The sequence below is a fragment of the Lepagella muris genome (assembly GCF_004793975.1).
In the GTDB taxonomy this organism is placed as follows: Bacteria; Bacteroidota; Bacteroidia; order Bacteroidales; family Muribaculaceae; genus Lepagella; species Lepagella muris.
In genome coordinates this window covers 39227-54390 of sequence record NZ_SRYB01000032.1, presented here as the reverse complement: position 1 = coordinate 54390, position 15164 = coordinate 39227, and the positions used below count along the sequence as shown (strand labels likewise).

The window sequence follows — 15164 nt, the reverse complement described above, 5'->3', positions numbered from 1 at the left end:
GGTGTTGACGCTCCGAAAACTCACCTCTGTTAACAATAATTTTTAAACAACCTCTTATAATAAATTGGAATATAGAACTAAGGAATCACGCTATTCACATAAAAGAGAAGTCTAAAATATGAGGGTGAATATTGAGGGTGATTGTTTTGCTATAAATTTCTTTTTATTCTTTTGTTTCTTCGTGTGAAGATGATTCTTTGTGGTCTCTGCGGTCTCTGCGGTTTTATCTGTGGTTTCGCGCTTTGCGCTCACACTTGAAACAAAACGGCTACGCTTTGGCCGACTTTCCATTTAGAGATCGGGGGGGGATCGAGTCGGAAAGGCAGTCGGGATGGGGAGTTAGAGGGGTGTGATGAATTCGATGGGGACGGTGGCGGTGACGCGCGCGCCGCCGAGACTGCTGAAGGTGAGGCTCACTTTGTAGCGGTCGTGGGAAATTTTTTCTATTATGCCTACCTGTCCGACGGCGTTGCCGTGCGTGATGCGGGCGGTGCGCCCTTTCTCTATGGCGGGAAGGGCGGTCTGTCGTGTGGGGAAGTGGTAGGTGATGGTGTCGGTGCTCACTTCGCAGAGGAGCATGAAGGTGAGCATCTCGCGGTCGGAGATGGGTGCGGGGAGAGAGGTGGCGGGATGCGTGTAGATGTATGCGTCGGCTCCGAGGTAGCGTTTGAGTTGCTGCGCCACGTCTTGTGTGCAGTTGATGAAGAGTAGCGACCCCATGAATGTGGGACGCGTGGTCTTTCGCTTCTTGCCGGGGAGTTTCTTGTCGAGTGCCGCATCGGGGGGTGGTACGAATGACCGGAATGCCTCGCCGCGTAGGAAGGGTATCTGCGGACCGAAACTCTCTGCCATCGTCATGGAGTCTTCGGCATAGCAACGCATCACGTACCAGTGGAGGCGTTCGTCGGAGATACGGTTGGCTACGGTGAGCCTCGTCTCATCGATCCGCCATTGCTCGTATTGCTTTTTCCCGGTGAGTTTCTTTGCCATGTCGGTTTCCACCTGTATTGAGGCGGCTATCAGATCGGCTGGTATGTCGCATTTACGTGCGGCGGAGATCCAAGCGTCGGCAGCTGTTGCCGGGGAGAGTGTGGAGGATAGTCCGGCAAGCTGTCCGATGATGGATAGATTGTCGGAGAATCCCTTTACATCAAGCGATTCAATACATTTGGTGAATGACTTGCGGGTGCGCAGTTCAAATCTGCGGAGTATGCGACGCTGATGAGGGAGCACGGGGCGAAGCGTACCTTCCGCTGCCATGCTCTTCATGCTGTCGATGGGGAGGGCTGCGGAGAAGAGGGAGTAGAGGAATATGTCGAGTGAGTTCTGGAGGAGCGGCTGATCGGAGAGATCGAGCGAAGCAAGACGCACCACCTCATCGAATGGCATACTCCTTTCCATTGTTACGTTTTTTGAACCCAAACCGTTGAATGCTGCCTTAAACTTGGATGCGTTCTCCTTTCCGAATGAATCTTTCATGACGGCGCGGAAACTCATCTGGAAGAGTTTCACGGATGAGGGGGTCACACCTTCGCGCACGAGAAAATCGCCGAAGTCGGCTACAAAGCCGGGGTTGACGGCGTTGAGGTCGAAGTCGGGTGCGTCGACGAATTGCTCAAGACGGTTGAGCATCGCGAGGTAGTAGCGTGCCGTGCTTTTTGATTTTGAGTCGGCGACACGCTGACGCAGTGATTCTACTGAGATAAGCACTGTGGAATTAGCTTTATTTCGGTGTGGAATCGTGGAAGGGTTCGGGGTGAAATCCGGTATTGAATCGCACAAAAAATTAAAACAACCGTTTTTTTGAGCAATTCTTCGTCTCCCCCGGAAGTTGCTTTTTGATAGTGATTCCGGAGTGACGATTAGTGCGAATCAATTGGTTTTCATTCGCTTGGATATGTAAGTAGGATGAAGACATCTGTCTTTTCCTTTTTTGTTGCGATGGTCTGCCGAGATGAGGAGTGATGGTTGTGTCGGCAGTCGCTTTTATTTGGAACGCAAATTTAGGCATTTTATTTGGTTTACGCAAATTTTTATGACATCATGCACATCATGTTGTGACATCATGCACATGTCAGGCTCATATCAGGCACACGTCAGGCACAATATTATTTTCAGGTTGCGTGTTTGGTTCGGATTTTGTAATTTCGCGACAGATTAATTCTTATGATTAATTTTTTATTATGAGCAATTGCGGAATCAATTCTGTGCATGACGAGTTTGACCGTCTGCATCTTTGGCATCCATATACTTCCACTCATGACCCTCTGCCGACTTATCTTGTTGACCATGCGGAGGGTGCGGAGATCGTATTGGCTGACGGCACCCGTCTTATCGACGGTATGTCGTCGTGGTGGTGCGTGATCCACGGCTATAACCATCCGGTTCTCAACAAGGCGATCGCTGACCAGACTGCGAAGATGAGCCATGTGATGTTCGGAGGTCTGACCCACTCCCCTGCCATTGAGCTTGGGAAACTTCTACTATCGATTCTTCCACCGTCTATGAACCATATCTTCTATGCCGATTCGGGAAGCGTCGCCACGGAGGTGGCGATGAAGATGGCTGTGCAGGCGCAGAATAATCCGCGCAGAACGAATTTCGCCACTATCCGCTCCGGGTATCATGGTGACACGTGGAACGCCATGTCGGTGTGCGATCCGGTGACGGGCATGCACGGGGCTTTCGGACCGGCATTGCCGGTGAGATTTTTCGCTGATGCTCCGGCGTGTCGCTTCGGTGAGGACTGGGACCCGAAGGATTTCGACTCTATGGCTCGTCTGCTTGACGAGCATGGGGATGAGTTGGCGGCTGTCATCCTGGAGCCTGTGGTGCAGGGTGCGGGGGGAATGCGTTTCTATCATCCGCAGTATCTTCGCGAGCTGAGGCGTGCTTGCGATGAGAAGGGTATCCTGCTCATATTCGATGAGATTGCCACCGGATTCGGGCGGACGGGGAAACTCTTTGCGTGGGAACATGCGGGAGTGGAACCCGACATAATGCTCATCGGAAAAGCCTTGACCGGAGGTTACATGACGTTCTCTGCAGTGGCTGCCACGGCGAAGGTCGCCGACATGATATCGTCGGGCGAGGCGGGAGTGATGATGCACGGTCCCACATTCATGGGGAACCCGCTTGCTTGCGCGGTGGCACTCGCATCGGTAAGGCTGCTGCTCGCCTCCCCGTGGCAGGAGAGGATCAAGCGCATCGAGAGCATCATGAAGGAACGTCTTGAGGAGGCACGCAATTATCCCAACGTGCGCGACGTCAGGGTGCTCGGTGGTATCGGCGTGATTGAGACGGAGCAATACGTGGATTGCGGTGAGTATCAGAAGCGTTGTGTGAAGGAGGGGGTATGGATACGCCCATTCGGTCACAATTGCTACATAATGCCTCCATATATGGCAGTCAGCGACAGCCAGGTGGAGAAGCTCTGCGATGCGTTGCTTAAACTGACAAGAGAGATGCCATGCCGGAAATAAAGGATATTCTCGCGCAACTTGACGGTGAGAACCGTCTGCGCACCATACCGCATGAGGCAACAGGGATGATTGCCGACCTATCGTCAAACGATTACATGGGTCTCGGTGAACTCGGCGACGGATTCCGTGAGGAATTTCTCAACCGTTTCCCCGATGCTGCATTCACATCGTCGGCATCGCGTCTGCTGTCGCAACGTCAGAAGTATCATTTCTCCCTTGAGGAGATGCTTGAGGGTCTTTACGGTAAACCTGCACTCCTGTTCAATTCCGGCTACCATGCCAACGTGGGTTGCACCGGTGCACTCACGCTACCCGGTACGCTCTTCGTATGCGACAAGCTGATACATGCCTCTATGGTGGATGGACTCAGAATCGCAGGGAGCGTGTTCAAGCGATTCCCCCACAACGACCTCTCCAAACTGGAGATGATCCTGAGTAGGGAATGTCGGAACTATGAGCACGTTGTGGTGATGGCGGAGTCGATCTACAGTATGGATGGCGATGAAGCCAACCTAATGAAACTTGTGAAACTGAAACACCTCTACCCCAACCTACTCCTATATATAGATGAGGCGCACGCCTTCGGTGTGCGCGGAGAGAGAGGACTCGGAGTGGCGGAAGAGAAGGGGCTTATCGATGAGATCGACTTGCTTATCGGCACGTTCGGTAAGGCTGCCGCCTCTGCCGGAGCGTTTGCCGTATGTAGTGAGGAGATGAAGAGTCTGCTCGTCAACTGCGCCCGTCCATTCATATTCTCCACCGCCCTACCCCCAGTCAATGCCGCGTGGAGCATACTAATAACGGAGAAACTCGTCGGGATGAAGCGTGAACGGCTCCACCTTGCGGAGCTTTCCCGCCGGTTCTCATCGCGCATAGAGGAGATTTCCGGCGTGCCTACCGGATCCACCTCGCAGATAATACCCTATCTCACGGGGGATGCCGCACGCGCCATTGCGATAGCCCGCACTCTGAGAGATGCCGGATTCCTCGCGTTACCGATACGCCGCCCCACCGTGCCGCCGGGGGGTGAACGGATACGCTTCTCGCTCAACGCGAATCTTGACATGAAGAAACTATCCCCGCTTTTCGACGTATTGCGGGATGAAAGAATATTTATCAATGAGAATTGAATGGTTAGCTAAAGAGGGGAACAATCGGCTTATCCTCATATTCGCCGGATGGGGTACGGATGCCTCGTTCTACGTGGGATGCCTCCACGAAGGATGGGATCTCGCCGTGGCATCGGGGTATTCTGATCTAAGTTTTCCGGATGACATACTGCTCCCCTACCACTCGGTGGTGGTCTTCGCCTGGTCGATGGGGGTATATGCCGCCTCGCGGGTGATGACTTCCGACAGGGTGGCACTTGCCCTGGCGGTCAATGGTACGGAATCTCCTGCCGATGACCGGTCAGGGATACCGACAGCCATCTTCGACGGCACCGCCGACAGTCTGAACGAGAGGAATCTGATGAAATTCAGGCGACGCATGACCGGGAAGGATTACGATAACGTCCGCACGCGGCTGGAGGGTTGCGTATACGGCATAGAGCAACTGCGCGACGAATTGAGGTGGATACGTCAGGAATCGTCCGTATCATACGGTGGTAGGCTACGCTGGCAGAGGGCATACATAAGCACCGGTGACCTTATCTTCCCCCCTGAGTCGCAGCGGAGGGCATGGATGCAGAATCCATATAGTCCGGAGATTGTGACTCTCGACGCCCCTCATTACGTCGACATGAGCGAAATCATACATTCCATCCTTCCGGCAGGTAGGAAAGTGGGTGAACGTTTCATGAAAGCCTCCCCCACCTACGACTCGCAGGCGCATGCCCAACGCGAGATCACAAGGCATCTTGCAGAGTTGGGTCCGAAGGATGATGCCTACCGCCGAGTCGTGGAGATTGGTCCGGGCACCGGTATGCTCACGCGCATCATCGATGAGAAATGGCACCCCACGGTCATGGAACTTGTAGACCTCTACCCTACCGGACGCTTTGACATCACCGCCGAGCAACGTCTGCACATAGCCAATGCCGAGGAATGGATAGAGTATATGGCGGAGAGGGAACCGGGGAGTATCGATGCCATAGTGTCGGCATCCGCAATACAATGGTTTGCTGACCCACGCCGCTTCTTCCGCAATGCGGCACGTCTGCTCCGCCCCGGAGGACTGTTGCTCTGCTCCACTTTCCTCCCCGACAACATGAAGGAGTTGCAACGGATCTCACCCTACGGACTCGTCTACCGCAGCCGCGAGGAGCTGGAGGAGTATCTTGATGAATATTTCCATACCGCTAAGCTATCGGAGAAACGGATAGAGATGAGATTCGACAACGCACGCGACACTCTCCGACATCTCCGGCAGACAGGCGTCGGGGGCACGGCGCGTGCTCAGGTCAGCATATCCGCACTACTGGGCATGATGCCTACAGAACTGACATATCATGCCCTCTGCATAGCGGCTGAGAGACGAAATACAGACTGACAAATTACATTTTGACAGGTCAAGTATCATCCTTACCCTAAAATCATGTGTTTAGGATACTTATTTGTCTTAAATAAATACAAATATACAAATATTTTTATCTAACTTTGCAGCATACAATCAATACTATTTCTAAACTAAACCATGGTAACAACACTTTTAATCATCTTCATTGTCGGCTATATCCTTATAGCCTCTGAACACGTGCTCGGTGTGAACAAGGCAACCTTCGCGCTGATCATGTGTGGACTCCTTTGGGCAGTCTATTCGTTGTGTACCCACGATCCCAACATCTCGTCGGAAATGGTGGAGGCACTCGGCGACACCTGTGAGATTGTCGTCTTCCTTATCGGAGCGATGACAATAGTGGAGCTGATCGACCGCTACGGCGGCTTCAAGATCATGATTGACAAGATCCATGCGTCCAACAAACGGAAACTACTCTGGATCCTTGCTCTTGTGGCATTCTTCATGTCGGCGGTGCTCGACAACATGACCACCACCATCATCATGGTCATGATGCTCCGGCGTATGCTTCAGGACCAGAAGGAACGCTGGATGTTTGCCTGTACGATTGTATTGGCGGCAAACGCAGGCGGAGCCTGGTCTCCTATCGGCGACATCACTACCATCATGCTCTGGATGAAGAACTACGTGTCATCCGTCGATCTTATCGAGAATCTTCTCCTCCCGTCGCTTGTATCCGTAATCGTGCCGGTATTCATCGCCAGCCGCATGATACCCACCTCGCCCATGGAGGAGCGCAACAGTCAGGACAACCGTATAGGCTACGACATGTCGAAGGAGCATCCGAAAATCTCAAGAGTGATACTATGGTGTGGCATCGGCGGTCTGCTTTTCGTGCCGGTGTTCAAGGCTACGACTCATCTCGCCCCCTACATGGGTATCCTTCTCTCGCTTGGTGTGCTCTGGCTCATGACGGAGCTTCTCGTGCGCCACTATAAGCTTGACGGCAAGATCGAGGGGAGAATCTCGCAGGTTATGCGTAATATCGATATGTCTACTATCCTGTTCTTCCTCGGCATCCTTATGGCAGTGTCCGCACTGAGTCAGGCAGGCATACTTGGAGAACTTGCAGGATGGCTCAACAATACAATGCACAACGTCTATGCAATCAACGGTATCATCGGTGTGTTGTCATCCATCGTGGATAATGTTCCGTTGGTGGCAGCGTGCATGGAGATGTATCCTGTGGCTAATGATGCCATGATAGCTGCGGCAAGCGATCCCGCCTATACAGCTCTGTTTGTGGAAGACGGTCTGTTCTGGCATCTGCTCACATTCTGTGCCGGTGTCGGTGGGAGTATGCTCATCATCGGTTCGGCAGCAGGAGTCGTTGCGATGGGCATTGAGAAGATACCGTTCATGTGGTATCTCAAACGCATCACCTGGCTTGCATTCAGTGGCTACATCGCCGGTATCGCCATGATATGGCTGATGGATCTGATTCTGAACTAAACGCTGATATTTAAATAATATATAATCGCATATTGAAGTAGGGAAATTTGAAAAAATTTCCCTACTTTTGCATTGTAGTTGTCCAAGCCCCAACTCCGTTTCATCAAAATATCCATTGCGAATGAAAACACAAGATTACCCGATAGGCATACAGACTTTCCAGACAATCCGTGAGGAAGGTTAGTTACGAAAAAAGGACGTGTCTCGACGAGACACGTCCTTTCTGTTATAAGGATTATTCGAGGATTACTTGCGGAGATCTTCCTCTACCTTTGTCATTTCGGGATCCTGACCCCACTGCTGCTGAGAAAGACGCTTGTAGTTGTTGTAGCGCCAGCGAGCGTTGTCCTGTGCTGCCTGGAAGAGCTCATCGGCTGCGGCAGGCTGCATCTTGTAGAGCGATGCGAAACGAACCTCACCCTTGAGGAAGTCGTTGAACTTGCTCCAATCCGGCTCCTTGCTGTCAAGTGAGAACGGATTCTGACCGGCGTTCTCAAGCTCGGGATTGTAACGCCAGAGGTGCCAGTAGCCACATTCCACTGCCTTCTTCTCCTCTTCCTGTGCGCGACCCATACCGGCTTTCAGACCGTGGTTGATACAGGGAGCGTAAGCAATGATCAAAGAGGGACCATCGTATGCCTCTGCCTCACGGATAGCCTTAAGAGTCTGAGCATTGTCAGCACCCATAGCCACCTGTGCAACGTAAACGTAGCCGTAAGTGGTAGCAATCAGACCAAGGTCTTTCTTGCGGATTCTCTTACCTGCGGCAGCAAACTTAGCGATAGCTGCAATAGGTGTAGATTTGGATGACTGACCACCGGTGTTGGAGTAAACCTCTGTGTCGAGCACGAGGATGTTGACGTTCTTGCCGGAAGCGATCACGTGGTCAAGACCACCGAAACCTATATCGTAGCTTGCACCGTCACCACCGATGATCCACTGGCTGCGCTTGGGCAGATAGTGACCAAGTTCCAATACCTGCTTAGAAAGCTCGCAACCTGCGGCGGCACCCTTCTCTGCCTCTGCGATGAATGCTGCTGCTCTCGCGCGTGAGAGTGCGCTGTCGTCGCGGTCGGCACGCCATGCAGCTGCTGCATTCTTGAAGCTCTCGGGAGCCTCAGATGCCTCGATCTTTCCGCAGATCTCATCAAGACGGGCACGCATCTTCTCGTAAGCGAGGCTCATGCCGAGACCGAACTCACAGAAGTCCTCAAAGAGGGAGTTCGCCCAAGCCGGACCATGACCATTCTCATCCTTGCAATAAGGAGTAGAAGGAACTGAGCCGGAATAGATAGAGGAGCAACCTGTAGCGTTGGCTACAATCTCATGGTCGCCATAAAGCTGAGTGATAAGCTTCACGTAAGGAGTCTCACCACAGCCGGAACATGCACCGGAGAACTCGAAGAGAGGCGTTGCGAACTGGCTGTTCTTAACGTTTGCCTTGATGTCAACAAGGTTTTTCTTCGACTTAACGTTCTTTGTGAGGTAATCCCAGTTAGCCTGCTGAACGAGCTGACCCTCCTCATGCTTCATTGAGAGAGCCTTGTTGCCCTTCTTGCCCGGACATACGTCAACACAGTTGCCGCAACCGAGACAGTCAAGCACGTCGACCTGCTGAACGAACTTCATGCCCGGGAACATCTTACCGATAGCCGGGATAGCGTGCTCGTCGCCAAACGGAGCTGCCGCCATCTCTGCCTCATCAAGCACGAACGGACGGATTGCAGCGTGAGGACATACGAACGAACACTTGTTACACTGGATACAGTTCTCAGGATTCCATTCGGGAACGAATGCTGCCACACCACGTTTCTCATAGCGTGCTGTGCCCTGACGCCATGTGCCGTCGGGGTTCTCCTTGAATGTAGACACTGGAAGAAGGTCACCATCCTGTGCGTTGATCGGGAAGACAACGTTTGTGACAAACTCGGGAGCATCTACCTTGGCAGGTGCCTCCTCAGGGAGATTAGCCCATTCGGGATCCACGTCAAGTTTCTTGTATTCTCCGCCACGGTCAACAGCCGCATAGTTCATGTTGACGATATTCTCACCCTTCTTGCCGTAAGACTTAACAATGAATTTCTTCATCTGCTCAATAGCAAGATCTACGGGGATAACCTCTGTGATGCGGAAGAATGCGCTCTGGAGAATAGTGTTCGTGCGGTTGCCGAGACCGATCTCCTGTGCAATCTTGGATGCGTTGATATAATATACGGTGATATTGTTCTGTGCGAAGAGTTTCTTCACCTTGTTGGGAAGATTCTTAGCAAGCTCCTCACCCTCCCAGATAGTGTTGAGAAGGAATGTGCCGTTGGGCTGGAGACCACGAGTCACGTCATACATATTGAGGTAAGCCTGAACGTGGCATGCCACGAAGTTAGGAGTAGTCACCAGATATGTAGAACGGATAGGCTCGTCGCCGAAACGGAGGTGAGAGCAAGTGAAACCGCCCGATTTCTTGGAGTCGTAAGAGAAGTAAGCCTGGCAATATTTGTCGGTGTTGTCGCCGATGATCTTGACAGAGTTCTTGTTGGCACCTACAGTACCGTCAGCACCAAGACCGAAGAACTTAGCCTGGAACATACCCTTGCCGCCTACGCTGATCTCAGGGAGAAGCGGGAGTGAAAGGAATGTGACGTCATCAACGATACCGATGGTGAATCCATGCTTAGGCTCGGGAAGAGCGAGATTCTCATATACGGAAAGGATCTGAGACGGAGTAGTGTCCTTAGAGCTGAGGCCGTAGCGTCCGCCGACGATGAGAGGAGCGTTCTCCTTGCCTGCGTAGCATTCAACCACGTCAAGATAGAGAGGCTCGCCGTTAGCTCCCGGCTCCTTAGTGCGGTCGAGCACTGCGATACGTTTTGCAGTCTCAGGCACGGCAGCAAGGAAATGCTTTGCAGAGAACGGACGATATAGATGCACAGTCACGAGACCGACTTTCTCACCCTTTGCGCGGAGATAGTCGATAGTCTCACAGATGCACTCGGATACAGAGCCCATAGCGATTATCACGCGCTCAGCCTCCGGATCGCCATAATAGTCAAAGAGACCATAATTGCGACCTGTGATCTTCGACACCTCTTTCATATAGTTTTCAACCACCTCGGGCACTGCATCATAGTAAGAGTTGCAAGCCTCACGGTGCTGGAAGTAAACGTCGGGGTTCTCTGCCATACCGCGAGCTACAGGAGCATCAGGGTTGAGTGCGCTCTTGCGGAACTGAGCAAGCGCGTCGCGGGCGATAAGCGGAGCAAGATCATCCTGATCTATTGCCTCGATTTTCTGAATCTCATGAGATGTGCGGAATCCGTCGAAGAAGTTTACAAACGGAACACGGCTCTTGATCGTAGAGAGGTGGGCGACTGCGGCAAGATCCATAACCTCCTGCACTGAGCTCTCGCACAACATTGCGAAACCTGTCTGACGGCAAGCCATCACGTCTTGATGGTCGCCGAAGATGCTAAGCGCATGAGAAGCGAGCGCACGGGCTGAAACATGGAACACACATGGGAGAAGTTCACCTGCAATCTTATACATATTGGGGATCATCAGGAGCAGACCCTGTGATGCTGTGTAAGTTGTCGTGAGGGCACCTGCCTGGAGAGAACCGTGAACGGCACCTGCTGCGCCTGCCTCGCTCTGCATCTCCTGCACGAGCACTGTCTCACCAAAAATATTCTTCCTGCCGGCAGCTGACCAGTCATCGACATACTCAGCCATCGTTGACGACGGAGTGATAGGATAGATAGCTGCAACTTCAGTAAACATGTAACTGATATGCGCAGCTGCCTGGTTACCGTCGCAAGTCAGGAATTGCTTTGCTTTGCTCATAGTTATTAAAGTTATTAAATTTGAGATATTCTGATCTTTTCTTTTATTTTCTTTTATTTCATCCGGCTTGATAGCAGTAGTTTTTATCGCTATCCTCGCTTTATTACAGAATGCAAAGATAACAAAATCTCCGGATTTTACCAAAACAATCGTCTATTTAATTTTAAGTCAATCCATTATGACAACAAATTATCAGTTATTCCAAAGATTCGGGAGAACAATGCTGTCATTTTGTCAGCATTCTCCCCCTTTCTCGTTATAAAATTTTATGACATCGGGATTATTTCAACGGGCTGATACGCCGTTTCTCCCCTTTCAACTTCTTCCCTTCGATAGAGTTAAGCAATCCTGCCACCTCTCCCTCCTTAACTGCCACGAGGGAATAATGGTCGTAGACGTTGATCTTTCCTATCGAATCCGCAGACACGCCGCCCTCCTTTATAAGGAAGCCGAGAATATCTCCACGCGACACCTTTTCCCTCTTGCCTGCCGACACGTAGAGCGTCATGAACCGTGAACGCAACGCTCCGGATGCCGTCGAATCTAGTGAATATGTGTCGTCAAAATTCACAAAATCCTTGACCTCCTCATCTGGACCCACGAGAAGATAGACATCGCCCTCCTCCTCCACACGCGCTGTCCGTCCATTGCGGTGGGTGTAGGCTTCAGGCGTGAGCGGCTGATGATAATGTATCACTGATCCCACCCTCTCTATGTCAAGACCTCTTGCAGCAAGGTCAGTGGCTACAAGTATCGGGCAACTCCCGTTGTTGAAAAGGGCGAGTGCCGTCTCTCGGTCACGCTGGTCAAGCGCACCATGATACAGCACTGCTGATACCCCCTTGCGCTTCAGGAAATCTACCACACGTTCCGCGCTCTCCCGATGATTGACGAATATAATACTCTTTTCCGGTGCGTCCCCCGTATTTATATTATTAAGGAGCGACAACAACGTGTCGAGCTTATCCTTACCGTCGGAATCCACACGGTGCACACTCATCCTCTCGCGCAATCCGCTGTTCTTGTCGCGGAAATCAATGGTGTGTGGGTCGGTGAGATTAAGGAAATCCGGAAGCACGTCTGCCGACGTGGCTGACGTCAGTATGTAGCGGCTCACATTCTTCATCCTCTTGACGAGTTTTCCCATCTCCTCGTCAAAACCGAGTTCAAGAGATTTGTCAAACTCATCAAGCACGAGAATCCTGACCGGCAGAAGATCCACATTGCGCCTAACGGCATGGTCAAGCAGACGTCCCGGTGTCGACACAATTATATCGGGCACCACCTTCAGACTGTTGACCTCATCCTCCACATTATGTCCGCCATAAAGGGCTACCACCCTGAGTCCGACAGCCACCTCTCTCATTACGCCGGCTATCTGCACCACGAGTTCACGCGACGGGGCAATCACCACACACTGCACCCTCCCCGTAGAGGGCTTCATTATCTTCATCACCGGGAGCGTGAACGCCAACGTCTTGCCGCTTCCCGTAGGTGACAATAGGATTATATCGCGCGGTTCTGACGCACACGCCATCATCTTCTGCTGCATCTCATTGAGCTCGCTGATGCCAAGACGTTCTCTCACCGCCGGTAGAAATTCTTTCTCTCTCATTACGTTTGATATTTTTTCATCCGCTCATGCCATCAGCATAAAGGCACAAGCGGATAGCGATAGTTTATAGTTATAACGTTTCTCATGCCGGCATGGGTCACGCCTCACGATATTTGCGACCAGTCAACAGTACGGGCAAAACGCATGGAAAGTTCCGATGCCATAACCGACACCCAGAAATGATCCACCGGCAACGGCGTCATATCCCCCTGCATTGCCGGAGTAGCCACGCATCCAGGAGCCAGCAACGACGGATTGCCACGCAAAACGGCGAGAGCCGCCTCCCGCGCACGCGTAAGTATCTGCCCGTCGCGTGCCAGATCCGCCACTTTCAGGTTGAACGCCAGACCACTCTGCTGCGTGCCTTCCATGTCGCCCGGCCCGCGTATCTTCATATCCGCCTCAGATATGAGGAAACCGTCGGTCGTCTCTGTCATTATGGCAAGACGTTTCTTCGTGTCAGCCCCCGATTTTATCTTACCCATCAATATGCAGTAGCTTTGGTCGGCTCCACGCCCCACCCTACCGCGAAGCTGATGCAGCTGCGACAGTCCGAACCTCTCGGCATTCTCTATCACCATCACAGATGCGTTAGGCACATTCACGCCTACCTCTATGACCGTCGTTGCCACCATGATACGTGCCTCTCCTCTCACGAAGATATCCATCTGATGATCTTTCTCCGCAGGTTTCATCTTGCCATGCACAAAACATACGCGATAGCCGGGGAATGTGTCGCACGTGCGCTGATAGCCCTCCTCCAGACTTTTCAGATCCAGTTTCTCATTCTCCTCTATAAGGGGATATACGATATAGATCTGGCGTCCGGCACGTAGTTCACGGAATATCAGGCGGTCAACTTCCATCCGGTTTGAATCGTAGCGGAGCAATGTAGTGATCGGCTTCCTTCCCGGGGGCAACTCATCTATAACCGACACCTCAAGATCGCCATACACCGTCATCGCAAGCGTGCGCGGAATCGGTGTGGCGGTCATCACAAGGACGTGGGGCACCTTCTCCGACTTATGCCACAGTTTACCACGCTGCGCCACTCCGAAACGATGCTGCTCGTCGATCACGACAAGTCCAAGAAGATGAAACTGTACGCTATCCTCTATCAAGGCATGAGTGCCTACGATTATGTCAATCTCTCCCGACAAAAGACCCGCATGAATCTCCCTGCGGGCTGCCGCACGAGTGGATCCGGTCAGCAACGCCACCTTCACCCCAATCGGACGCGCCCACTCCGTAAGCGATGCGAAATGCTGCTGCGCAAGAATCTCGGTGGGAGCCATCAATGCTGCCTGACAACCGTTGTCTACAGCCATGAGCATCGACATGAACGCCACCATCGTCTTCCCCGAACCGACATCACCCTGCAAAAGACGGTTCATCTGTCTGCCTGTCTTCATATCGGCACGTATCTCTTTAAGCACCCTCTTCTGCGCTCCCGTCAGTTGGAACGGCAATACGTTGAAATAAAAACCATTGAATTTATCCCCTATTTTCGCAAACAGGAATCCCGGAAGTTTTGAGCCGCGCTCCATGGAATAACGCAATATGTGCGCCTCCACATAGAAAAGCTCCTCAAATTTCATGCGCTCCATAGCTTTCTGAAGCATCTGCGCATTCTCCGGAAAATGCATCTGGCGTATCGCCGACTTGAGGGGCATGAGATTATAGCGTGCCACCACTTCCGGAGGCAACGTGTCGGTGATACCCTCATAGCCAGGATGAGACAGGAGGTTGAAAACCAAATTCTGCAACAGACGGGTGGTATAGCCACGCTTGCGCATGGTCTCCGTGATGGAATACACGCCACGGAAACCCGTGGGAGGCTTCGAGGCATCATAGATCTCCACCTCCGGATGCGCTATCGAGTAAGCATTGCGGAAAAGGGTCGGCTTACCGAAAATCACGTAATCCACTCCCGGCTTATATGCAGTGGAGAAAGTGGTTATTTTTGAGAACCATACGGTCTCCATCATCTTCTTGCCGTCGGAGAAAACACCGATAAGGCGTTTGCGCGCACCCTCACCATCTGTATGGAAATTTATGAACTGTCCTTTTATCTGTATGGCAGGCATATCGGTGCCAGACAACTCTGAAATCGCATAAAAACGGCTCCGATCAATATGCCGGAAGGGGAAATAGTAAAGGAGGTCGCGAAATGTCGCAACCCCTAACTCGGAGGCAAGCACCTTTGCACGTGCATCGCCTACCCCTTTAAGAAATTTTATGTCGGTTTCAAAGAAATTTGACAT

Annotated in this window: 7 protein-coding genes and 1 pseudogene; 4 read left to right on the top strand and 4 right to left on the bottom strand. The window is 52.0% G+C overall.

Annotation, left to right across the window (positions count from 1 at the left end):
• Window positions 1-339: 339 nt before the first annotated feature.
• Window positions 340-1710 (bottom strand): phage integrase SAM-like domain-containing protein, encoded by a 1371-nt coding sequence (locus E5331_RS16585; protein ID WP_135985877.1) that lies wholly within the window; start codon window positions 1708-1710, stop codon window positions 340-342.
• A 485-nt stretch (window positions 1711-2195) separates the two neighbouring features.
• Here E5331_RS16585 and bioA point away from each other — a divergent pair.
• From bioA to nhaD, 4 genes and pseudogenes are all read left to right on the top strand, one after another.
• Window positions 2196-3482 (top strand): annotated as a pseudogene (gene bioA, locus E5331_RS16580) (adenosylmethionine--8-amino-7-oxononanoate transaminase); the annotation flags it as partial.
• Window positions 3470-4612: an aminotransferase class I/II-fold pyridoxal phosphate-dependent enzyme gene (locus E5331_RS16575; protein WP_123482267.1), complete on the top strand. Its 1143-nt coding sequence runs from the start codon at window positions 3470-3472 to the stop codon at window positions 4610-4612. The pseudogene bioA and the gene E5331_RS16575, both read left to right, overlap by 13 nt.
• Window positions 4602-5972: a pimeloyl-ACP methyl esterase BioG family protein gene (locus tag E5331_RS16570; protein ID WP_168355278.1), complete on the top strand. Its 1371-nt coding sequence runs from the start codon at window positions 4602-4604 to the stop codon at window positions 5970-5972. The genes E5331_RS16575 and E5331_RS16570 overlap by 11 nt, the downstream gene beginning before the upstream one ends.
• Window positions 5973-6116: 144 nt before the next feature.
• Entirely contained in the window at window positions 6117-7451 is a 1335-nt protein-coding gene (gene nhaD / locus E5331_RS16565) for a sodium:proton antiporter NhaD (RefSeq protein ID WP_123482269.1), read from the top strand.
• A gap of 246 nt (window positions 7452-7697) precedes the next feature.
• Here nhaD and nifJ read toward each other — a convergent pair whose 3' ends face one another.
• The 3 genes from nifJ to recG all read right to left on the bottom strand — a co-directional run bounded on the left by nifJ (window position 7698) and on the right by recG (window position 15164).
• Entirely contained in the window at window positions 7698-11222 is a 3525-nt protein-coding gene (gene nifJ / locus E5331_RS16560) for a pyruvate:ferredoxin (flavodoxin) oxidoreductase (RefSeq protein ID WP_420813835.1), read from the bottom strand.
• Between the two features lie 343 nt (window positions 11223-11565).
• Window positions 11566-12900, bottom strand: coding sequence for a DEAD/DEAH box helicase (locus tag E5331_RS16555; protein WP_123482271.1), 1335 nt, complete (start codon window positions 12898-12900; stop codon window positions 11566-11568).
• A gap of 104 nt (window positions 12901-13004) precedes the next feature.
• Window positions 13005-15164: an ATP-dependent DNA helicase RecG gene (gene recG, locus E5331_RS16550; RefSeq protein WP_123482272.1), complete on the bottom strand. Its 2160-nt coding sequence runs from the start codon at window positions 15162-15164 to the stop codon at window positions 13005-13007.

Excerpts from the sequence above, each read along its gene's own strand:
- E5331_RS16575 (WP_123482267.1), top strand. The coding sequence starts at position 3,470 with ATGCCGGAAATAAAGGATATTCTCGCGCAACTTGACGGTGAGAACCGT.
- E5331_RS16570 (WP_168355278.1), top strand. The coding sequence starts at position 4,602 with ATGAGAATTGAATGGTTAGCTAAAGAGGGGAACAATCGGCTTATCCTC.
- nhaD (WP_123482269.1), top strand. The coding sequence starts at position 6,117 with ATGGTAACAACACTTTTAATCATCTTCATTGTCGGCTATATCCTTATA.
- nifJ (WP_420813835.1), bottom strand. The coding sequence starts at position 11,222 with ATGTTTACTGAAGTTGCAGCTATCTATCCTATCACTCCGTCGTCAACG.
- E5331_RS16555 (WP_123482271.1), bottom strand. The coding sequence starts at position 12,900 with ATGAGAGAGAAAGAATTTCTACCGGCGGTGAGAGAACGTCTTGGCATC.
- recG (WP_123482272.1), bottom strand. The coding sequence starts at position 15,164 with ATGTCAAATTTCTTTGAAACCGACATAAAATTTCTTAAAGGGGTAGGC.